This is a genomic window from Streptomyces sp. NPDC046862 (assembly GCF_040704615.1).
GTDB lineage: Bacteria > Actinomycetota > Actinomycetes > Streptomycetales > Streptomycetaceae > Streptomyces.
Genome location: NZ_JBEYXP010000069.1, coordinates 35622 through 56425, shown reverse-complemented (window position 1 = coordinate 56425; position 20804 = coordinate 35622). Strand labels below are relative to the sequence as shown.

Sequence of the window (20804 nt, the reverse complement as noted above, 5' to 3'; positions counted from 1 at the left end):
ATGCGTGGGGCCCGGAGGCGGCACGGGGGCCGCCTCCGGGCTCTTCGAGGTGGTGTCGGTGGTCATGCGGAGGCGAAGATCGTCTTCTTCTGGCGTTCGATCGAGGACAGCAGGCTGTCGACGCCCTTGGGGTCGCGGATGAACTTCTGCAGCGCGGGCTGCATCACCGTCGAGGTGAAGTCCGGACGGGAGTCGCGGTCCATGAACTGCGTGAGGTGCTTCGCGCCACCGATCATCTCGTACGCCTTCTTCTGCAGGGCGCTGTAGGCGGAGGTGTCGGCCTTCGAGGAGGCGGCGATAAGGCTCGGGTCGGCCTTCAGGTAGATCTCCTCGGCCTGGGGTGTGCCCAGGAAATCGAGGAGTTTGACAGAACCGGCGTGGTTCTTGGGCTTCTTGCTCAGCATGATGCCGTCGGTCGGCGCCTCCACGGTGTCCTGGCCGTACGCCGGGTCGATCTCGGGGAAGGCGAAGAAGTCGAGGTCGTCCAGGTCCGCCTTGTTGGTGAACTGCTGCGCCACGAACATGCCGAGCATATACATGCCCGCCTTCTTCGACACCAGCGTCTGGGCGGCGTCCTGCCAGGTACGACCGACCGCGCCCTCCTGATGGTAGGGAAGGGTCTCGGCCCAGGTGTCGAAGACCTTGCGGACCTTCGCGTCGGTCCACGAAGCCTTGCCCGCCATCAACTCGACGTGGAAGTCGTAGCCGTTGACGCGGAAGTTGATCTGGTCGAAGGACCCCATCGCCGGCCAGGCGTCCTTGTCGCCGTACGCGATCGGGACGAGGCCGTCCTTCTTCATCTGCCTGCACAGGGCGACGTACGCGTCCCACGTGGTGGGGACCTCGTAGCCGTACTTCTGGAAGACGCTCTTGCGGTAGAAGACCGCCCACGGGGACGTGGTCAGCGGCACCAGGTAGTACTTGCCGTCCTGACCCTTGCTCAGGTCGTGCATGGCACTGGGGAAGTTGCCACCGATCGTCTTCCACACGTCGTCGATGGGGGTGGCCAGGCCCTTGGCCGCGAAGAACTGCATCCGGTAGCCGGCGAACCACTGGAACACGTCGTCCGGCGTGCCTTGCAGGTAGGAGTTGATCTGCTCCTGGAAGGTGTTGTGGTCCTTGGTGTTGAGGGCGACCTTGATCCCGGACTGCTTCGTGAAGGCCGCGTAGACGTCGCCGTACGCCTTCTTCGGGACGGCGTCGGACGCGTTGGAGCCGACGGTGACGGTCTTGGTGTCCGACGAGGCGGAACTGCCGGCGCAGGCACTCAGCAGGGGGATACCGGCACCCAGTGCCGCGGCTCCGCCGAGTCCGCGGAGCACGGTGCGGCGGCTGGTGCCAGGCATGGGCTGACCGAGGGAGGAACGGTGCATTTCGGCTCCTACGGGGCTGGTGGTGCCCAGGGATGGCACGTCAGCCGAACGGGGGTATGACGGAGAGCGGGTCGTCGAGGGACCATGCGAAGGTCAGTCGAGAGCCAGAATCCAACACGATCGAACAAAGGCGATCGCCGGACGCCAGGAAGCGTGAACGCTCTGTGGATGCGCTGTCAAGCCCTCCGTGCGGGTAATTCATGATGGGCCAGGTCCGGCCAGAAGCCCCACGTGTCGGCAGCCGGACCCGACGGACAGGGCTGACGCGGCTGGCCATCGAACCGTCCCGGGCTGAGTACTTGCCGCTTGAGCTGCGGGAACGCATGCCGGTCACGCCTGTCTCGGAAGTCCTCGGCACCTCGCTCCGCTGGGCCACGGGCCTCGGCGCCGGTCATGTCGTAGGCAAATGCGTTGAGAGAACTCTTGACGTGCGCTCGGCGGGTGCGTACACATTGACCGCGCGGTCAGACCGCGCGGTCATGTCACTGACCTCGTTCGATGGAGAAAACACGGCTGGGGAGACTTCATGACAACTGGGCTGGAGCACGGTGCCGGCTCCTCAGTGCCGCGCAGCGAGGACGTGGCCAGGCTGGCCGGCGTCTCACGCAAGACGGTCTCCCGGGTCCTCAACAACGAGCCGTACGTCTCCGACGAGTCCCGCCGACGCGTCCTGGCGGCCGCCGAGGAGCTCGGTTACCGGCTGAACCACGCGGCCAGGGCACTGGCCTCTGGCCGTACCCGGTCCATCGGTGTGGTCGCTCTGGGAACAGCCGGGTACGGAACCGCCTCCCTGCTCGTGGGCATCGAACAAGCCGTACGGGACGCCGGTTACGCGCTTCGCGTGGTCAACACACCGGACGGCGATCCGCAAGGCATCGCCGGCGCGCTGGAATCACTCCTGGAGCAGGGCGTCGACGGCATCGTCGTCTCCGAACCCATTGTCGAGGGTGAAGTCCCGCTCGGCGTCGACGTGCCGGTGCTCTTCCTCGGAGCCCCACCCGCCTTCACCGCCGCCCGGACGCTGACCGTCGGCGTGGGCGCCCATCAGCTGGCGCGCGCGGCCACGGATCACCTCCTGGACCTGGGGCATCGGACTGTCCATCACCTCGCCGGGCCACGGCGGTGGTACGCCACCAAGGACCGCATCGAGGGATGGCGGGCGGCGCTGGCGGCCCGGGACGCACATGAACCGCCCGTGCTGAACGGCGACTGGTCGGCGGCCTCCGGGTATGCCGCGGGTCGTGAGCTGGCCTCGGACAGCTCGGTGACCGCGGTGTTCGTCGCGGGCGACGAGATGGCCATCGGTCTGATCCACGGCCTGCGGGAGGCCGGGCGCCAGGTGCCGGAGGACGTCAGCGTCGTCGGTTTCGACGGAAACCCGGTCTTCGCCTACGTCTCCCCGCCTCTGACCACCGTCCGTCAGCCTTTCGAGGCCGCGTCGAGCGAAGGAATCAGGCTTCTCCTCCATGCCATCGAGAAGCCGGACACTGAACTGCCGCCGGCGAACGACCCACCCGTCGAACTGATCGTCCGCGGTTCCACCGCGTCTCCGCCCTCCCTCTGAACCACCCCACCCCCGTGCCGCTGCTCCGGCGCACCCACGCGCCGGGGCGCCCCCCACCTCCGCCATTCCGCGCTTGTCGCGCCGCGCTCCTGCGAGCCGCGTCCAACGAACTCCGCTGCACGCTCTGGGCGTTCCAGGGCAGCGGACACCGAAACACACCTTCCTCTGGGAGCCGCAATGTCCCCTGCGCAGACAGACGCCAGACCCGGCGCCGCTCCGCGTTCCCGTCCCGTCTCCTTCTTGTCCCTGGCCTTCATCCTGCTCGTCGCGATGATGACCATGGTCCTGCCCGCCGGCCGGGCGGACGCCCTGGCCCGTCCCTCGCAGACGATGTACACGCCGCCGTCGGATGCGCCCTCGCCCGGATCGCTCTATCCGCGAGCGCTGACTCTTCAGCACAACGGCTCGGCCAACGGCACGATTCTGTCGACGTTCGAGCAGTACACATCCGGCACGCCGGTCTTCCCGATCTACCGCAGCACCGACAACGGCAACTCCTGGACGAAGATCTCGGACATCGCCGACTCCCAGAACGGCTGGGGCATGCGCTGGGAGCCCGAACTGTTCGAACTGCCCACGGCGATGGGCGACTTCCCGGCCGGCACCATCCTGGCCGCCGGTGACTCCGTGCCCGGCGACCGGTCCGCAACCAAGATCGACCTGTACGCCAGTACCGACCGTGGACAGACCTGGAGCTTCGTCACCAACATCGCCACCGGTGGACGGGCGATATCCAGCAACGGCTACACCCCAGTCTGGGAGCCGTTCTTCCTCTACGCCAACGGCAAGCTGATCGTCTACTACTCGGACCAGCGCGACACCGCGCACGGGCAGAAGATCGTGCACCAGGTGTCCACCGACATCCGCACCTGGGGGTCGGTCGTGGACGACGTGGCCATGCCGAAATACGCGGACCGTCCCGGCATGCCGGTGGTCACCCGGCTGCCCAACGGCAACTACGTCATGACCCACGAGTACTGCGGCGCGCCCGAGGGCGGCTGCTCCGTGTACTACCACATCTCCGCCGACCCCGAGGCGTTCCTCTCCGCCCCTGGCCAGGTGCTCAGGGCGACCGACGGCACCATCCCCAGCGGGGCGCCGTACATCACCTGGCTGCCCACCGGAGGCGTCAACGGCACGCTCGTCGTCAGCAGCGACAACCAGAACGACCTGTTCGTCAACACGGCGAACGGCGCGGCCAACGCCTGGACCCACATCCGCTCCAACGTCGCCAGCGGTTACAGCCGGGGCATGCTCCCGCTGCCCGACGGCCACAGCCTGTTGGTGCTGAGCGGAGGGCGTGGACGCAGCACCGGCCTCAACCCGGTCACCTACAGCACCATCGACCTCGGCGGCGGCATCTCGGACGGCGCCACCTACACGGTGTCCAACGCGGGCAGTGGTCTGAAACTCGCCATCGCGGGCGGCTCCACCGCCAACGGCACGTCCGCCACCCAGCAGAACACGGACAACGCCACCGACCAGCAGTGGAAGTTCGTCCAGCAGACCTCCGGGTTCTTCAAGATCTTCAACGTCGCCTCGGGCAAGGTCCTCGGCGTGGAGAACCAGTCCCCTTCCGACGGCGCCAAGATCGTGCAGTGGGACGACAACGGCACCCTCGACCACGAGTGGGCCGTCGCCCCGAGCCCGGCCGGCGGCTACACGCTCACCAGCCGCGTCACCGGCAAGTACCTCGAGATCCCCGGCGCCTCCACCGCCACCGGCACCACCGCCGGTCAGTGGAGCGGCACCGGCTGCGCCTGCCAGCGCTGGAACTTCGTCCAGACGGCCCTGCCGCCGCTGGGCACCGGACAGTACGTCCTCGTCAACAAGAACAGCGGCAAGTACATCGACATCCCCGCCGCCTCCACTGCCACGGGTACGGCCGTCCAGCAGTACCAGAACTCCGCCTGCTTCTGTCAGCTGTTCACCTTCCAGTCGGCGGCCGGCGGAGCCTGGACCATCAACAACGTCAACAGCAACCTCAACCTCGACATCAGCGGCAGCTCCACCACCGCGGGAGCCAAGGTCGTCCAGAACACACCCTCCAGCGCGGACTCGCAGAAGTGGACCCTCACGGATGCGGGCAACGGCTACTACCGGCTCAAGAACCTGGGCAGCAACCTCAGCGTCGGTGTCGCCCAATCCTCCACCAGCAACGGCGCAGCCGTCATCCAGTGGAACGACCTGAACTTCGACGACCAGCTCTGGCAGATCGTTCGCATCAACTGAGCGGCTGAGCCCGGCGATCAGCGACTGGAGCGGGCGTGTACCTGCGCCCGCTCTCCGCTCATCCCGGCGACCGGCGCGGTCGGCTGGCGCGCCTGGTGGGCCGAGCGGACCGGCAAGAACACTGCCCAGCCGCAACGGGACGGGGCGGGCGAACAAGATCCCCCACACGTAGGCAGAGACAAGGAATGATCATGTCCGCCACGCCTGCGAACCTGCCGCTCGCCTTCGTCGTCGGCGCCTCCAACGGCGCTGCGGCGTCCGTCCCACGACAGCCGGAACGCCTCAGATGGTGAGGTACTCCTCGACGGTGGTCGGCCGGATCAAGGGGGTGGCGGTCGTTCGCCGGCGCATCGAGCCTGCCTTCGCCCGCCAGGTTCGCCCGGAGGTACGTCAGCTTGAGGAAGTCGAGGAAGTGAGGCCGCGACGAAACCGTGGAAGCCGATTCGGTCACCGGCCACCGGGATGACTCGGCCGATCGGATGTCGTCGACGGCCGCCGCGGCGGTGTATCGCGCGGTGTCGTCCCAGGTGGTGTAGTCGACCGGCTGTTCGCCGTCGCCCCGGACGTACGCCGTCTGCTCCGCGGGGTCGATGATGCGGTGGAAGTCGAACAGCACGTCGCGGGCGAGGAAGTGGCCGTTGAGCACGTGAACCACGTCGACCTCGCCACGCTCTACAGCGCCGCACACCCCACGCGACCGTGTGACGAAGCGCCGGTGACAGCCGGTCTCAGCGGCGCGTGCTGCCGCCGTCCGCGACGATGATCTGCCCCGTGATGAACGCGGCGTCGTCGGAGGCGAGGAACGCCACGACGCCCGACACGTCGGCCGGCATCTGCACGCGCTTGATGTTCTGGATCTGCACGGCCTGCTCGAAGAAGGCCTCGTTCGTGTTCTCCACGGACGCGGCAGTCCGTACCAGACCCGCCGCGACGCCGTTGACGGTGATGTCGTGAGCGGCGAGGTTGGCGGCCAGGACAGAGGTGAATCCGTTCAGCGCGCCCTTGGCGGAGACATAGGAGACGAACGGAGGCGGCGCGGTCCAGTAGCTCGACGAGGTGATGTTGACGATCCGTCCCGACCCGGACGCCTTGAGATCCGGGAGGAACGCCTTGGAAGCCAGGAAGGCGCCGTCCACGTTGACGGCGAAGGTGCGACGCCACTGGTCGAGGGTCACGTGCTCGATGTCGGCCAGGAGAACGACGGCCGCGTTGTTCACCAGGATGTCGGTGGCGCCGAGTTCGCTCCGGACGCGCGCGGCGAATCCGTGGATCGCGTCCTCATCCGAGATGTCGACCTTGTCGCTGAAGAATCGCCGGCCGGTTTCCGCCACAAGTTCCCTGGTCTCGTTGGCCGGACCGACGTCCGCGACCGCGATGTCAGCTCCCTCAGACGCGAGCCTGCGAGCGATCTCCTGCCCGATGCCGGTGCTGCCCCCCGTCACGACGGCCGTCTTGCCGGTCAGTCTTCCAGTCATGACTCGTTTCTCCTGTCGGCGCTCGAACGGAACCGGGGCGGTGCGCGGCTTCATGCGGCGACCTGCCCCGCTGAGTCGGTCACTCATGAATGGTGCGCACTGAAGCCGCCGCCGACTGGTGGTCTGTTCGTCTGATGAACATGTCCATTGAGCGTGACGGGGGTCACTTCCTACCTTGTCGCTGCTCGGCGGGTCGGTCAGCAGGCCGAGCGTCCTGCATCAGGTTGGTCGAAGAGCCACGCGGAGGCGGTCCGCGAAGGCCCCCGGGGCGGTTCGGCAGCGGTGTCGCCGCATGGCCGGACAGAAGCACCCCCAGCAAGGTCCGGCGGTGAACGTCGGTTCCGACAGCAGCGCGCTCCGCGCGCGAGGAGTCATCCATGGTCCAGATCGATTCACCCACCGAGGCAAACGGAGAGAGTGCCAGATACACCCTGAGGCCGGGCACGCTGGCCGCGGTGGTTCTCGCCGTGTGCCTTTCTCAGATGGCCCTTTCCGTGCCCTCGCTCATCACCGGGCTGATCCAGCAGGATCTCGCACCGTCCTCGGCGCAGCTGACATGGATCGTCGACGCCTTCTTCATTCCCGTCGCCGCGCTGGAGCTGGGCTTCGGCGTGTTCGGTGACCTGTTCGGCCGCAAACGCCTGCTCGTCGGGGGCGCCGCGCTCATCGTCGTGGGCTCGGCTGTCGCGGTCCTGGTGCCGGGTGAGGGATCCTCGACCGACACACGGGTGACCTTGCTGATCGTTGCCCAAATCCTCAGCGGCATCGGGGCCGCTGCCATCTTCCCGACGAGCCTCGCCATGGTGGCGGCCGGCACACACACCACCGCCACCCGCGCGCGTGGCGTGGCGGTCTGGGCCGCCGCGCTCTCGATCGGTGGGTTCCTCGGACCGCTGCTGGCGGGCGTCGCCGCCAAGATCCACAGCGGCTGGGACGGGAACGGGAACTGGCGGTGGGCCTACGTCGGTGTTCTGGTCATCGCCGCGGTGAGCGTGCTCCTGTCGCTGGCCTTCGCCCAGAACTCCGCCTCGCCCGAGGGCCGGTCCCTCGACTGGCCGGGGCAGATCACGGCCGCGCTCGGTCTGTTCGCTCTGCTGTACGCCGTGATCCAGGGCCCCGAGAGTGGCTGGGGGAGCCCACAGATCGTCATCGCGTTCATCGCCGCCGGTGTCTTCCTCGTGCTGTTCGTCGTCGCGGAGGGCCGCGTCGCCCAGCCGCTGCTCCTCCTGAGCGCGTTCAGGAACCGGGCGTTCGCCGTGAACTCGGTGGTCACCCTGATCGGTATGTTCGGCTTCCTCGCGATCATGTACTCCACCAGCATCCGCCTCACCACCATCCAGGGATTCAGCCCACTGAAGAGCTCCGTCGCCTACCTCTTCTTCGGAGGCATCGGCTTCGTGCTGTTGCCCCTCACCTCCAAGCTGCTGGAGCACTACAACCCCCGGTGGGTTCTCTTCGCGGGCCTGGGTCTCATCGGCGTCGCGGGACTGTGGTTCGCCGGCGTTCCGGCGAGCGACCGGGCGCTGGGCCCCATCGTCGGGCCGCTGATCCTCGCCGGTGTCGGCTCGGGGCTCGCCTTCGCCGCCATGAGCGCGGTCGCGGTCAACTCGCTGCCCAACCACCTCGCCGGGATGGCAAGCGGTGCCACGAGCACGTTCAGGGACCTCGGGTTCGCCTTCGGCCCGGCGATCGCGGGCGCCGTCGCGCTGGGCCAGGCCGCCAAGGAGATGGCCCGCGAGGTGGCCGGAAATCCTGCCCTGAGCAAGGCGTACGAGGCTTTCCAGGCCGCTCCGGCCCATGCTCCCGCGGACCAGAAACCTCAGCTGGAGGCGGCGGTTCACGCCGTGGCCTCGGGCCCGCTCGGCGCCAACTCGGTGCCGGCCACCATCACGTCGCCGGACGGTCAGGTCATCCCCTTCAACCCCCTCAAGGACGTCGCCTTCGACGCCCTCAGCAACAGTTACTCCCACGCGTACGTCCTCGGCGGCGTGGCCGCTCTCGTGGCGGCGGCACTCACCCTCGTGGGCGGGCGCGGTGGCCCTGGCGAGACCCATCTCGACGACGACCCGCACACCCTCGACGACTGACCGCCCGACGAACCTGCGGGCGCCGGACACGGGCAGCAGGCCGGACAGAACAGCCGCAGCGCCCGCCGCGACTCCTCATCGGGAGCAGCCACCGCGGCGGGCCACGGCGTACACCGCACATCGATCACGTGACCCACTCGGACAGGAGTCGGACCATGACCAGCACACAGTCGGCACCGAACAGTAGGGACGACCTCCGCATGCCGGACACGGTCCGCCAGGCGGAGGCGGCGTGGCTCGTCGCGATCACGAAGGGAGACGAGGAGCAGCGCGCACTCATGCTCCCCGACTGCGTGATCGTCCACGGCCCGGTCGGGAACGTCCATGACCGCGAGCGCTTCCTCGGTTACAACGCGTCGATGGGAGCCACCCTCGAAGCCGAGACCAGCGAGGTGACGTGCGGGGAGCGAGGGGGGCGGGCCATCGTGACGTGCTTTCAGAAGATGCGCATCCGGCGCGTGCCCGACCTGCCGCCGTTCCTGGTTCAGGCAGTGGCCACCCGGGTGTGGTTCTCGACCGACGAGGGATGGCGGCTCGGGCACATGCAGCTCTCCCGGCGGCAACCGCCCGTATGACGCGCCGGTCTCCGCGCCCGGGGAAAGGTCACGACGTGCGAATGGGGATGCCCGGCCGCCAGCCGAGACTCCTCGACAGGCCCAGTCCGCTCGCGACCAGCGAGGGAACGGCCGCCTGCAGTTTGATCGAGCCCGCGGCCACCACGACGGACAGGGCCGCGACGACCTTGCCGCGGCCGTCGACGATGCGCGTCGCGACCGACTCGGCCCCCTCGCTCAGCTCCTCCTTGACGACCACCGTTCCGGTCGAGCGGCAGGACGCCAGTTCGCGGCGGAGTTCGGCCGGGTCCACGATCGTCTTGGGAGTGAAGCTCCGCAGCCTTCCCGCCAGCACCTCGTCGATGAACTCCGGACTGCTGTGGCTCAGCAGCACCTTGCCGACACCGGAGCAGTGCAGGGGCAGGTGGCCGCCCACCTGCGACGTCAGACCGACGGCGTTGACCGCCGAGAGACGTTCGATGATCACGGCCTGGTCGCCCTGGAGGACGGCCAGCTGCACATGCTGGCGAAGAGCCGTGTACAGGTCCTCCACGAACGGCTGGGCGGCGCTGCGCAGCGTCTCGGCGCGCGGTGCGAGCGTGCCGAGACGCCACAGCCGCAAGCCGATCGCGAACCGGTTGTCGCTGGTGCGCTCCAGCGCGCCGGCCTCCACGAGTTCGAGGGTGAGGCGCCGCGCGGTGGCGTGCGGCATGCCGGTTCGCCGGACCAGATCGGCGAGGCTCAGCTCGGTGTGGTCGGGGTCAAAGGCAAACAGCAGATCCCACAGCCGAGAACTGACGGTCCGTCCGGGCTCGTTGGCGCGAGGCATGGGCCTCTCCTTCATCGTTCGTGGCCCCAGTCACTCTACCTTTCCTGTTCGTTGGATGGATAAAGGCGTTCTAACAACGCGCAATCTGCCGGACTCTTGCAGACAGCCAGTCACCACCTCGCTCGAGGTCCACGGGAGTGAAAGAGCATGAGTACTGAGAACGGCCCCAAGATCGCGATCCTCGGTGGCGGCATCGGGGGCCTCGCCGCCGCGGCGTTCCTGCGGGACAAGGGCTTCGGCAGCGACGTCTACGAGCAGGCGCCTGCCCTGACCGAGGTCGGTGCCGGCCTGGTGATCGCGCCCAACGCCGCCCGCCTCCTACGACGTCTCGGCGTCCTGGACCGGTTCATCAAGCGCGCGGTCCGGATGGAGATCGGCTGGGAGTTCCGGCGCTGGGAGAACGGCGCGGTCCTCTCCGCGGAGAACCTGGCGGAGGGGTGCATACGCCTGTACGGCGAGCACACCTACACCGCCCACCGCGCCGACCTGCTGGACGCCTTGAGGTCGGCCGTCCCCGAGCACTCGATCCACCTCGGCAGGCGCTGCGTCTCGGTCGAGTTCGAAGGCGACCAGGCCGTTCTCCGGTTCGAGGACGGCGAGACGGTCCGCCCTGACATCCTCATCGGCGCCGACGGAGTCCACTCACGTGTGCGCGGCGCCATGGTCGGCCCGACTCAAGCGAGGGAGTCGGGAATCTGCGCCTTCCGGGCCCTCGTACCGGCGCGGCACGCACCCGACTTCGCCAAACGGCGCGCCCAGACCCTCTGGATCGGCCCCGACCACCACCTCGTGCACTACCCGGTCTCCGGCGAGGACTACGTCAACCTCGTCGCCTTCGCGCCTGCCGGCGCCAACAGCGTGGAGTCGTGGACGGCCACCGCGACGGTCGAGGACCTGCTCGACGAGTTCGCCGGCTGGGATCCACGCCTGGTGGAATTGATCAAGGCGGCCGACACGCCGGGGCGCTGGGCGTTGCTCGACCGCGAGCCCCTCGACCGCTGGAGCCGCGGCAACGCGACCCTGCTGGGCGACGCGGCCCACCCGATGTTCCCGTTCTTCGCCCAGGGCGCCGCCCAGGCCATCGAGGACGGCGCCGTCCTGTCCCTGTGCCTCGCGGCGGACCCGGACAACCCGATCGCGGCACTGAGCCGCTACGAAGAGCTGCGTCGACACCGCACGGCACGCCTGCAGGCGGTGTCGCACGGAAGGTCGCACATCAACCACCTGCCGGACGGTCCCGAGCAGCAGGCACGTGACCTGCAGTACTCGCAGGCCGACCCGCTCAGGGAGAACGGCTGGATCTACGAGTACGACCCGGAGGTCGCCGTCTCATGAAGATCACTGCGGTGGTGTCGCGCGAGGGCCGGACCGTCCCCGAGCTTGAGCAGGTCGACCTCGAGGATCCGAGGCCGGACGAGGTCCTGGTGCGCGTCGTGGCGACCGGCATCTGCCACACCGACATCAATGCGCACAACGGCCATGGGGTTCCCGTACCGCGCCCGATCGTGCTCGGGCACGAGGGCGCGGGCGTCGTGGAGGCGGTCGGTGCCGGAGTGACGCGCCTCGTGCCCGGTGACCACGTGGTGCTCTCGGGCAACTCCTGCGGTGTATGTCCCCGCTGCCTCGACGCGCGGCCCACCTACTGCCGGGAGGCGATGCGTGTGGCCTTCGGTGGCGCGCGACTCGACGGCAGCTCGCCGATCACTCAGGCCGGTGACCGGGTCGCGGCGATGTTCTTCGGGCAGTCCTCCTTCGCGACGTACGCGCTGGCGCCCGCACGGAGCGCGGTCCTCCTGCCGAAGGACGTCCCGCTGCACCTGATGGGACCGCTCGGCTGCGGCGTCATCACGGGGGCGGGCTCGGTCCTGGAGTCGTTCCGGCTTCGCCCCGGACAGTCGATCGCGGTGTTCGGGACCGGAGGCGTGGGACTCGCGGCCGTCATGGCAGCCCGTCTCGCGGGTGCCCGGCACATCGTCGCCGTCGACATCAACCGGCCCCGGCTCGACCTCGCCAGGGAGCTGGGAGCGACCGACACCGTGCTGGGTGGCGCCGGTGCCGAACAGGCGCTGCGAGACATCGAGCCCGACGGCTTCGACTTCGCTTACGTCACCGCTGACGTACCCTCCGTCTACGCGACCGCGACGACGTGCCTGGGTGTCGAAGGAACTCTTGGCTACGTGGTGGCTCCCGCGGGCGAATGGATCCCGGACACCGGATTCCTGCTCGCCGGCGGTCGCAGACTTCAGGGGATCATCGGAGGCTCGGCCAACCCGCACGTGCTGATCCCCCAACTCGTCGACTACTGGCGGGCGGGCCGGTTCCCGTTCGACCGAATGATCGAGGAGTTTCCTTTCACTGACTTCGCCCGGGCGTGGGCGGAGACCAGTTCCGGGCGTGTGATCAAGGCCGTGCTCAGGATGCCGGAAACCTGACATCGCCTGACGTCGCTTCCGCGAACAGCCCGGTTCGGCGGGGCCCCGACCGTTCGCTGTCGATCAAGGCGTTGGCCGTCCAACGAACACAGCCATTGTCGTACCCCAAGGCCCCACCGAGACTGCGGTACGGGCGGCCCGAGACGCGGCCCGGTCACAGCGACCCTTGTCGAAACCCTGAGTACGTCCAGAGAGGCGGACCATCGAATGGCAACCGCAACCGGTAGTGGGCTCGTCGTGCGAACGCTGCGGCGAGCCGGGGTCGACGTGGCCTTCGGCCTGCCCGGAGCGCACATCGACGGCATCCTCCAGGAGGCTTTCGATGCCAAGCTGCGGGTCGTCGACGTACGGCACGAAATGAACGCCGGCCACGCGGCCGAGGGATACGCACGGGTCACCGGGGAGCTGGGCGTCGCCGTCGTCACGGCGGGCGGCGGGTTCACCAATGTCCTGACCTCGGTCGCCAACGCCTACCTGGACCGGACCCCCGTCCTCTACGTCGCGGGCTCCGGCCCGCTGGAGACGGACCAGGTCAACGACCAGCAGGCCGGGTTCGACCAGGTGGCGATGGCGACCCCGGTGACCAAGTTCGCGCACCGCGTCACCCGTACCGAGCTGATCCCGCGGCTGGTCGCCCAGGCGATCCGCATCGCCCAGTCGGAGCCCAAGGGGCCGGTGCTCCTCGACATTCCCTGGGACGTCCTGCGCCAGTCGGTCGACGTCGACGAGGTCGAGGACTACCGCGTCGAGATCGACGGCACCGGCACCGCCCCCGCAAGCGGCGTGGACCGGATCATCGAGGCGCTCGGCACCGCCCAGCGGCCCATCGCACTGGTCGGGAAGTCCTTCGTCACCGTCGAAGCACGGGCCCAGCTGCACGAGTTCGCCGCCCGTACCGGAGTCCCCCTCTTCTCCGACTGGGAGGGTCTCGGCGCGATCGCCGGCTCCGAACAGCACGTCGGCCTCCTCCAGACCCTGGCCACCGTCCTAGAGGACGAGCGGCCCGACCTGGTCCTGCTGCTCGGCCTGCGCTTCGGAATGGCCACCCAGTTCGGCACGGGCCGACTGCTCCCGAAGAGCGCACGAATCGTCCAGGTCGACCCCGACGGCCGTGAACTCGGCCGTCTGCAGGATGTCGAACTCGGCATCCAGGCCGACCCGGTCGGCACGGTCGGACTGCTGAACGAGCGCCTGGGCGACAACCCCGTCCCCGCAGGACGCGACGACTGGCTGAGGACCCTGCGGGACATCTCCGCCACCCGACGGTCCGCGCTCGCCACCGAAACCGAACAGCACGAGGGGGCTATCCACCCCTACCTCGCGGTCCGCACGATCGCCGAGAGCGTTCCCGACCAGGCCATCGTCGTCGTCGACGGCGCCCTGACCGAGTTGTGGCTCTCCGAGACGATCGCGCTCGCCCCGCTGTCCCACTACCTCGGCCACGGCTACCTCAGCTCGATGGGCAGCAACTTCGGAGTGGCCCTGGGAGCGCAGTACGCGGACCCCGACAAGGCGACGATCCTCGTCACCGGCGACGGCGCCGTCGGCTACAGCCTCGCCGAGTTCGACTCCCTCGTCCGGGCAGGGCTCCCCGTTGTCGTGATCGTCCTCAACAACCGAGCCTGGGGCGCCACCCTGCACACCCAGCAGTTCTTCTTCGGAGAGGACCGGGTCACCAACAACCGTCTGGAGAACGGCTCCTACAGCGGCGTGGCGCGAGCGCTCGGCGCGGACGGCGTCGACGTCACCGAGCTGGACCAACTGCGCCCGGCGATCGAAGCGGCCCTCGCGGCCCGCCGGCCGACCTGCATCGACGTACGAGTGAGCCTCGCGCCCATTCCTCCGGAGGAGCGCGTCCTGAACGGCGGAGCTCCGTTCGGCGGCGTCGAGATCGAGGCATGAGCCACCGCTCGGAGCGACCAGAAGGAGCGTCATGAACGACACGACCGACGTGGGACGTCCCGACCCGGCCGTCGAGGACCGGCGGCAGCGCTTCCTAGGGAAGACCTGCCTCGTCACCGGCGGCAGCAGAGGACTGGGCCTGGCAGCCGCACAGGCGTTCGCGCGTGAGGGCGCACGCGTGGTCATCATCGCGCGGGACCCGGACCAGCTGAAGGTCGCGAGCGGTCTCATCGGCGACGGCACGATCACCGTCGCGGCCGACCTCTCCTCGGTGGCCGGCATCAAGGCCGCGATCGCCGAGGTCGCCGTAGAGGTCGACCGTCTGGACGCCGCCTACATCAACGCCGGGCATGCCGGCATCAAGCGCCTCGACGACATGGACGAAGCCACGTGGGACAGGGTGTTCGACACCAACGTCAAGGGCTCGTTCTTCCTCATGCAGGGGCTCAGGCCCCTGCTCGCACCCGGCGGGGCCGTCGTCTTCTGCGGCTCGGCGGCCGGTCGCAGGGCCAGCGCGGGAACCGCCGCGTACGGAGCCAGCAAGGCCGCACTCGAGCACCTGACGCGCATCCTCGCCGCCGAGGTCATCGCCGACGGTATCCGCGTCAACATCGTCATTCCGGCAGGCATGAACACTGATATCGCCTCCCGCACGACGGGCCTTCCGTCCGGGGGAGCCGACGCCTTCCGAGAGCGGATCAGGCTCAGCACGCCCATGCTCCGGGAGGGAGAGCCGGAGGAACTCGCCGACGCCGTGCTCTTCCTGGCCTCGTCCGAAGCCGGCTACATCACCGGTACGGCCCTCTTGGTGGACGGCGGCCTCACCGGTTTCATCCGCCCGCCGGTCTAGAGAGGACGACCGTGGAGTTTCCCTTCGGCCAGCCCACCGACGCCGTCATCCAGTTCGCGTACGCGGTCCCCGACCTCACCGCCGGAATGCGCTGGTGGACCGACCAGCTCGGCGTCGGCCCCTGGTTCGTCAACCAGAGGATCGGCGGCGAGGGCTCCACCTACCGCGGTGAGCCGGGGAAGGCCGAGTTCACCCTCGCACTCGCCTTCTCCGGGCACATGATGATCGAACTCGTCCAGACCCTCGACGACGAGCCCTCCATCTACAGGGACGCCTACGAACGCCACGGTTACGGCTTCCACCACGTCGCCAAGGTCGTGCCGAACGTCAGGGAAGAGGTCGAACGCCGCGAGGCGGCCGGCGCGGTGGTGTGTTTTCACGACGTGGCCCCAGGGGGCGAGGTCTTCTTCCTGGACGGCGGCGAAGACGCCCCGGGGATGATCGAACTCGTCCAGGACAACGAGATCACGCGACACATCTTCACAGCCGTCTGGCGGGCATCGGCCGACTGGGACTCGTCGCGACCTGTGCGCGACTTCACGGAGTTGCTGCCGGCCTGACCCTTGGGTCCTGACCATGCGAGGGGAGACCGGATCGCGCCGCTGATGCCGGCCGATCCGGTCCGTGGACGGCGGCGGGCCGACCACCGCCGCACCCTCTGGCTCCGTCACAGAACGGTCGCACGCGGATGGTCGTGATGGCCTGGGGAGTGGGATCAACACCGCCCTGGTAGCCGACGACGGACAGCACGATGCCGACCAGGAGGATCGCGACCGCCGCCAGGTCGCTCTGGGCGAAGGCTCCAAGTCCGTAGACGGCGAAGGCTCCAAGTCCATAGACGGCGTCTTCGCGGCGGGTGCCGCCGGTGCACAACTGGTCGGCGGCCGTGAGGTCGGCCCGCATCGCCCATCCGGCGACGGCCACGCTCCCGGCCGCGTTGATCAGGATCAGGACCCAGGGCAGGACCAGGTCGACGGCGTCGACAAGGAGGCGCCCGGGTAGGCGGGCTGCTCGGAGGGCCGCTGGGTGAGAGGGCTGCCCTCGACCGGAGCGCGGCGCACGACCTCACCCGGCCCGTCCGGATCATGAAGAGATCGGGAGCAAGCTCGCGGATCTCCGTCACTCGATCACCCATGCTCTGTCTCCTCCTTGTCCCAGGGCCTCATACGCCCGCGGGGGCGAGGACGATGTCGAAGCGGACCCGGCTCCATGTGCCGTCGAGGATGCGGCCGTCGGGCGTCGGTGTTCCGGCGGGCTGGCGCTCGAACCGCTTGACCAGGGAGTCCTTCACGCCGAAGACGGTGTCCTTGCGGCCGATCGGGTCGCCCTCGGGGAAGATGTGGGTCACCAGCGTGCGTGCCCCCTCGTGGGACACCATGAAGTGCAGGTGGGCGGCGCGCAGCGGGGAGCGGCCGACCGCGTCGAGCATCTTGCCGACGGGCCCGTCATTGGGGATGGGGTACGGCGTCGGCGTGAGGCCCCAGAAGCGGTACCCGCCGTCGGCCGCGGAGAACAGGTGCGCCCGGCCGGCGCGCTTGCCGGCGTCGTACTGCACGTCGTACAGCCCGTCCTCGTCGGCCTCCCAGACCTCGATCCGAGCGCCGGCGAGCGGGCGGCCGTCGGTGTCGGTCACGCTGCCTTCGACCCAGCAGGGCTCGCCCGGGGCGCCGAAGGCCATGTCCTCGCCGAGTTCGATCGCGGGGGCGTCCTCGACGAAGAACGGACCGAAGACGGTGGCCTCCGTGGCGCCCTTGTACGCCTGGTTGTTGACGTTGATGGTCTGCATGCTCGCGCCGAGGGTGTCGGACAGCAGGATGAACTCCTGCCGGACGTCGTCGGTGATGTGGCCGGCCCTGGTGAGGAAGGCGATCGCCGTACCCCACTCCTCCTCGGTCAGCCGGACCTCGCGGATGAAGGAGTGCAGGTGCTTGACCAGACCGACCATGAGCTCCTTCAGCCGTGCGTCGTCGCAGGCGTCGAAGGAGGCGATGACGTTGTCGACCAGCCGCTGCTCGACTTCCTGCTGGCCCGGCGACACCTCGCGGTGGATCGTGCCGGAGACGTCGGCCCGGGCCGAGTCGGGGTTGACGTAGGTAGCCATGGCGGGCCTCTTTCAGCTGATCGGTTCGCCGGCCCACGCCGACTTCAGCAGCGCGGTCAGGTTCTCTTCGGTGACGGGCGTGGGATTGCTGGCTGGGATCGCCTTCGTGATCGGGCCCAGCGTTTTGGCGATGCCGTCCTCGGGCATGCCGTAGTCGCGCAGTGCCCGCGGGGCGCCCAGGGTCTGGCGCAGGGCGGCCAGGCCGGTGTTCGCCGTGCGGGTGCGGAAGAACGTGCCGAGGGCCTGGGCGATCCGCGCCTCCGCCTCGGGGGCGTGCGGGGCGTTGAAGGCGAGCACGTACGGCAGTACGACCGCGTGCGTCTGGGCGTGCGGGAGGTTGAACATGCCGCCGAGGACATGGCAGATCTTGTGATGCATACCGGAGCCGGCCGAAGCGAACGCGACAGCGGCGAGGTAGGCGCCGTACAGCGTCTGCTCGATGCCCGCGACGCTCGTCGAGTCCTCGGCCACCGTCGGCAGGCCTGTCGCCAGGGCGCGGATGCCCTCCTGGGCCAGCGCCCGGTCGATCGGGTCGGTGCGCGGCCCCCACATCGAGTCCACGCAGTGCGCCATCGCGTTCAGGCCGCTGGCCACGGTCATCTCGCCGGGGAGCGTGGTCAGCAGACAGGCGTCGTAGACGACCGACGCGGGCAGCACCTTGCTGTCCACACCGGTGGTCTTGGTCTCGCCGTCGGTCAGGCCCCACACGTTGGTCGCCTCGGAGCCGGCGTACGTGGTGGGCACGGCGACGATCGGCAGGCCGGTGGTCAACGCAACCGCCTTGGCGAGGCCCGTGGTCGAGCCGCCGCCGACGCTGACCAGGACGTCGGCGCCCGCGTCGGCCGCCGCCCGACGGGCTCGCTCCGCGACCTCGACGGGTACGTGCATCACGACCTCCTCGTGACGCAGTACGACCGGGATGTCCTTGGCGATCGGGTCGGCCAGCTCCTTCTCGCGGTCCGACGCGATCAGCATGACCTTGCTACCGCCGAGTGCCTCGACCTCCGCCGCCACGGCGACGGGTGACTCCCCGGCCGCGAACACCACCCGTTGGGGGAGGGTCTGGTGGGTGAACCTCATCAAGCTCCCGCCAGCCATTGTGTGCCTTCCGAACAGAGCTGCTCGACTGCTGTGCCGGTCAGGCCGGGAAGCCCGTCCTTCACCGTGAAACCCGCCTTGGTCTGCAGATAGGCCAGGTACCGGTAGCCGCTCGGGAACCGCTTCAGGAGTTCGGGGTCCAACGCCAGTGAGGCAGCGGGGTCGACGACGTCCAGCCGGTCCTTCTCGTAGATCGGCTGCCGGCGTACGAGGGTCCAGCGTCCCTGGTGGCGGGAGAGGAAGTCGTAGAAGCGGCCGGTGCAGACGACATCGACCTCGATGCCGTCGATGCTCGCGCGCTGGCTGATCGTCATCTTCGTCTGGGCGATGGCCCGGTCGCCAGTGATGTCCACGGTGTGGCCACCCAGGAAGTGGAGGATGCTGACGCCGTTCTCGAAACCCTCACGGCTGGCTTTGATGAAGTCTGCGGCGCTGCCCTGGAACCAGGTGGCGTTCATCCAGCCGTCGTGGGGATGCCAGACCGTGGCGAAGCGGTCCCAGTCCCCGGCGTCGCGCCACAGCGCCCAGTTCTCGACGAGCTGCCGGATCTCGTGCCGGTCGTTGTCCGCCTGCGACATTGTTGACTCCTTGGAACGGGAGATCCCTGGTGACGGGATCTCGTCAGACGGACCGGAGGAACTCCTCCAGCTCTCGGTCGAGTTGCTGCGAGGACTCTTTCTCACGGGCATCCGTCAGCCATGCGCCTGCCACCGCCGGGCTGAAGACCGCGGCGAGGCACCACAGCCAGGGCAACAGGGGCCGGGGGCTTGGCGCACGCCCTGTCACGTGCGCCGTGCGGCCTCTTGGCATCGTCAGATGGGGTAGTGGCGGGATCCGGACTGGATGGTGATCCAGCGCAGCTCGGTGAACTCCTCCAGCGCGGCGCGGGAGCCGAACCGCCCCCAGCCGCTGGCGCCGACGCCGCCGAAGGGCATCTGCGGCTCGTCGTGCACGGTGGCACCGTTGATGTGGCAGATGCCGGACCTGATCCGGCGGGCCACGTCCAGTGCGGCGGCCGCGTCCCTGCCGAAGACCGCGGCGGAGAGACCGTACTCGGTGTCGTTGGCGACGGCGACGGCCTCGTCGGTCGAATCCACCTCGATGATCGAGACGACCGGTCCGAAGGACTCCTCGCGGTAGATGCGCATGTCGGGTGTCACACCGCGCAGCACGGTGGGCTTGACGAACAGGCCGTCGGCCGTGCCGCCGGTCAGGACCTGCGCCCCCTTGTCACGGGCGTCCTCGATCAGCGCGATCACGTGGTCCCGGGCGGCGGAGTGGACCATGGGACCGATCTGTGAGCCGGGGTCGTTCGGGGGGCCGACCACCAGCTTGGCGGCACGCTCGGCCAGCCGGGTGGACAGCTCGTCGGCGACTGCTCTGTCGACGATGACCCGCTCGGTCGACATACAGATCTCGCCCTGGTTCATGAAGGCACCGAAGCTCGCCGCTGCGGCGGCCTCCTCCAGATCCGCGTCGGGAAGCACCAGGAACGGTGCCTTGCCGCCGAGTTCGAGGACCACACGGGTGAGGTGGCGGCCGCCGAGTTCGCCGATGACGCGGCCGACCCGGCTGGATCCCGTGAAGTTCACACGGGTCACGGCGGGGTGGGCGATCAGCGCCTCGACGACGCCGGGACCGTCCTCGGGCGCGTTGCTGATGAGGTTGACGGCCCCGGCGGGCACGCCGGCGTCGTGCAGCACCTGGACGATGGCGGCCTGGGTGAGCGGTGTCTGCTCGGAGGACTTCAGCACCACGGTGTTGCCCCACACCAGGGGCCACACGATGGCGCGCACACCGAGGATCAGCGGGGCGTTCCACGGTGCGATGCCGACGACGACGCCGACCGGCTGACGTACGCCGAGGGCGGTGAGGCCGGGCACGTCCGACGGGATGACCTCGCCCACAGCCGCGTAGGCCTGGGCCGCAGCCTCGACGAGCATGCCCTTCGCGACGTGCACGTTGAAGCCACACCAAGGAAGGGTGGCACCCATCTCGCGGCTCATCGTGGCGACTATCTCGTCGGCGCGCTCGCCGAGCAGGACGGCCGCACGCTCCAGAACCGACCGCCGTGCGGCCGGCGGAAGGCCCGACCACTCCTCGAGGGCGGCCGCCGCGGCGTCCACCGCGAGGTTGACGTCCTCGACGGAGGCCGCGGCGACCCGCGCGATGGGCTCGCCGGTCAGGGCCTCGGTCGTCTCGAAACAGCGGCCGTCCCTGGCCGCGACGCGCTCGCCCGCGATGAGGAGGTCGCTGGTCCGGACCGCGCCGGACGTGGGTGCCTCGGTCTCAGTGGCTGACATGTGT

At 69.0% G+C, this 20804-nt stretch carries 17 protein-coding genes; 10 read left to right on the top strand and 7 right to left on the bottom strand.

What is annotated here, in order from left to right:
- Window positions 1-62: 62 nt before the first annotated feature.
- Window positions 63-1373, bottom strand: coding sequence for an extracellular solute-binding protein (locus AB0959_RS46645; RefSeq protein WP_366833011.1), 1311 nt, complete (start codon window positions 1371-1373; stop codon window positions 63-65).
- A 526-nt stretch (window positions 1374-1899) separates the two neighbouring features.
- On the opposite strand from AB0959_RS46645, the gene AB0959_RS46640 reads away from it, so the two are divergent.
- Entirely contained in the window at window positions 1900-2937 is a 1038-nt protein-coding gene (locus AB0959_RS46640) for a LacI family DNA-binding transcriptional regulator (protein ID WP_366833010.1), read from the top strand.
- Window positions 2938-3114: 177 nt separating this feature from the next.
- Window positions 3115-5169, top strand: a complete 2055-nt coding sequence (locus AB0959_RS46635) for an RICIN domain-containing protein (RefSeq protein ID WP_366833009.1) — start codon at window positions 3115-3117, stop codon at window positions 5167-5169.
- 728 nt (window positions 5170-5897) lie between these two features.
- On the opposite strand, the gene AB0959_RS46630 is transcribed toward AB0959_RS46635, so the two are convergent.
- A complete protein-coding gene (locus AB0959_RS46630; protein WP_366833008.1) occupies window positions 5898-6644 on the bottom strand; it encodes an SDR family oxidoreductase in 747 nt (248 codons plus the stop codon).
- Between the two features lie 377 nt (window positions 6645-7021).
- Between AB0959_RS46630 and AB0959_RS46625 the strand changes: the two genes are divergently transcribed.
- Both AB0959_RS46625 and AB0959_RS46620 read left to right on the top strand, forming a co-directional pair.
- Window positions 7022-8731, top strand: coding sequence for an MFS transporter (locus AB0959_RS46625; RefSeq protein ID WP_366833007.1), 1710 nt, complete (start codon window positions 7022-7024; stop codon window positions 8729-8731).
- Between the two features lie 155 nt (window positions 8732-8886).
- Window positions 8887-9306 (top strand): nuclear transport factor 2 family protein, encoded by a 420-nt coding sequence (locus AB0959_RS46620; protein ID WP_366833006.1) that lies wholly within the window; start codon window positions 8887-8889, stop codon window positions 9304-9306.
- A 28-nt stretch (window positions 9307-9334) separates the two neighbouring features.
- Here AB0959_RS46620 and AB0959_RS46615 read toward each other — a convergent pair whose 3' ends face one another.
- Window positions 9335-10114, bottom strand: a complete 780-nt coding sequence (locus AB0959_RS46615; protein WP_366833005.1) for an IclR family transcriptional regulator — start codon at window positions 10112-10114, stop codon at window positions 9335-9337.
- Between the two features lie 147 nt (window positions 10115-10261).
- Between AB0959_RS46615 and AB0959_RS46610 the strand changes: the two genes are divergently transcribed.
- The 6 genes from AB0959_RS46610 (at window position 10262) to AB0959_RS46585 (ending at window position 16300) form a co-directional block, all read left to right on the top strand.
- Window positions 10262-11449, top strand: a complete 1188-nt coding sequence (locus tag AB0959_RS46610) for an FAD-dependent monooxygenase (protein WP_366833004.1) — start codon at window positions 10262-10264, stop codon at window positions 11447-11449.
- Window positions 11446-12546 carry an NAD(P)-dependent alcohol dehydrogenase gene (locus tag AB0959_RS46605; protein WP_366833003.1) on the top strand — a complete coding sequence of 367 codons (1101 nt, stop codon included), beginning with the start codon at window positions 11446-11448 and terminating at the stop codon, window positions 12544-12546. The genes AB0959_RS46610 and AB0959_RS46605 overlap by 4 nt, the downstream gene beginning before the upstream one ends.
- A gap of 207 nt (window positions 12547-12753) precedes the next feature.
- Window positions 12754-14448, top strand: coding sequence for a thiamine pyrophosphate-binding protein (locus AB0959_RS46600; protein ID WP_366833002.1), 1695 nt, complete (start codon window positions 12754-12756; stop codon window positions 14446-14448).
- Between the two features lie 31 nt (window positions 14449-14479).
- The gene (locus AB0959_RS46595) at window positions 14480-15298 is read left to right on the top strand and encodes an SDR family oxidoreductase (protein ID WP_366833001.1); all 819 of its coding nucleotides are present in this window, start codon (window positions 14480-14482) and stop codon (window positions 15296-15298) included.
- Window positions 15299-15309: 11 nt separating this feature from the next.
- A complete protein-coding gene (locus tag AB0959_RS46590) occupies window positions 15310-15858 on the top strand; it encodes a VOC family protein (RefSeq protein WP_366833000.1) in 549 nt (182 codons plus the stop codon).
- A 64-nt stretch (window positions 15859-15922) separates the two neighbouring features.
- Window positions 15923-16300 carry a hypothetical protein gene (locus tag AB0959_RS46585; protein WP_366833014.1) on the top strand — a complete coding sequence of 126 codons (378 nt, stop codon included), beginning with the start codon at window positions 15923-15925 and terminating at the stop codon, window positions 16298-16300.
- A gap of 160 nt (window positions 16301-16460) precedes the next feature.
- On the opposite strand, the gene AB0959_RS46580 is transcribed toward AB0959_RS46585, so the two are convergent.
- The 4 genes from AB0959_RS46580 to AB0959_RS46565 form a co-directional block, all read right to left on the bottom strand.
- The gene (locus tag AB0959_RS46580) at window positions 16461-17399 is read right to left on the bottom strand and encodes a dioxygenase (protein ID WP_366832999.1); all 939 of its coding nucleotides are present in this window, start codon (window positions 17397-17399) and stop codon (window positions 16461-16463) included.
- A 12-nt stretch (window positions 17400-17411) separates the two neighbouring features.
- Window positions 17412-18479 (bottom strand): maleylacetate reductase, encoded by a 1068-nt coding sequence (locus AB0959_RS46575; protein WP_366832998.1) that lies wholly within the window; start codon window positions 18477-18479, stop codon window positions 17412-17414.
- Window positions 18479-19075 carry a nuclear transport factor 2 family protein gene (locus AB0959_RS46570; protein ID WP_366832997.1) on the bottom strand — a complete coding sequence of 199 codons (597 nt, stop codon included), beginning with the start codon at window positions 19073-19075 and terminating at the stop codon, window positions 18479-18481. The genes AB0959_RS46575 and AB0959_RS46570 overlap by 1 nt, the downstream gene beginning before the upstream one ends.
- Window positions 19076-19309: 234 nt before the next feature.
- Complete coding sequence (locus AB0959_RS46565) at window positions 19310-20800, bottom strand: aldehyde dehydrogenase (RefSeq protein WP_366832996.1); 1491 nt, start codon at window positions 20798-20800, stop codon at window positions 19310-19312.
- Window positions 20801-20804 lie beyond the last annotated feature (4 nt).

Coding starts and splice junctions, on each gene's coding strand:
- AB0959_RS46645 (WP_366833011.1), bottom strand. CDS start 1,373: ATGCACCGTTCCTCCCTCGGTCAGCCCATGCCTGGCACCAGCCGCCGC.
- AB0959_RS46640 (WP_366833010.1), top strand. CDS start 1,900: ATGACAACTGGGCTGGAGCACGGTGCCGGCTCCTCAGTGCCGCGCAGC.
- AB0959_RS46635 (WP_366833009.1), top strand. CDS start 3,115: ATGTCCCCTGCGCAGACAGACGCCAGACCCGGCGCCGCTCCGCGTTCC.
- AB0959_RS46630 (WP_366833008.1), bottom strand. CDS start 6,644: ATGACTGGAAGACTGACCGGCAAGACGGCCGTCGTGACGGGGGGCAGC.
- AB0959_RS46625 (WP_366833007.1), top strand. CDS start 7,022: ATGGTCCAGATCGATTCACCCACCGAGGCAAACGGAGAGAGTGCCAGA.
- AB0959_RS46620 (WP_366833006.1), top strand. CDS start 8,887: ATGACCAGCACACAGTCGGCACCGAACAGTAGGGACGACCTCCGCATG.
- AB0959_RS46615 (WP_366833005.1), bottom strand. CDS start 10,114: ATGCCTCGCGCCAACGAGCCCGGACGGACCGTCAGTTCTCGGCTGTGG.
- AB0959_RS46610 (WP_366833004.1), top strand. CDS start 10,262: ATGAGTACTGAGAACGGCCCCAAGATCGCGATCCTCGGTGGCGGCATC.
- AB0959_RS46605 (WP_366833003.1), top strand. CDS start 11,446: ATGAAGATCACTGCGGTGGTGTCGCGCGAGGGCCGGACCGTCCCCGAG.
- AB0959_RS46600 (WP_366833002.1), top strand. CDS start 12,754: ATGGCAACCGCAACCGGTAGTGGGCTCGTCGTGCGAACGCTGCGGCGA.
- AB0959_RS46595 (WP_366833001.1), top strand. CDS start 14,480: ATGAACGACACGACCGACGTGGGACGTCCCGACCCGGCCGTCGAGGAC.
- AB0959_RS46580 (WP_366832999.1), bottom strand. CDS start 17,399: ATGGCTACCTACGTCAACCCCGACTCGGCCCGGGCCGACGTCTCCGGC.
- AB0959_RS46575 (WP_366832998.1), bottom strand. CDS start 18,479: ATGAGGTTCACCCACCAGACCCTCCCCCAACGGGTGGTGTTCGCGGCC.
- AB0959_RS46570 (WP_366832997.1), bottom strand. CDS start 19,075: ATGTCGCAGGCGGACAACGACCGGCACGAGATCCGGCAGCTCGTCGAG.
- AB0959_RS46565 (WP_366832996.1), bottom strand. CDS start 20,800: ATGTCAGCCACTGAGACCGAGGCACCCACGTCCGGCGCGGTCCGGACC.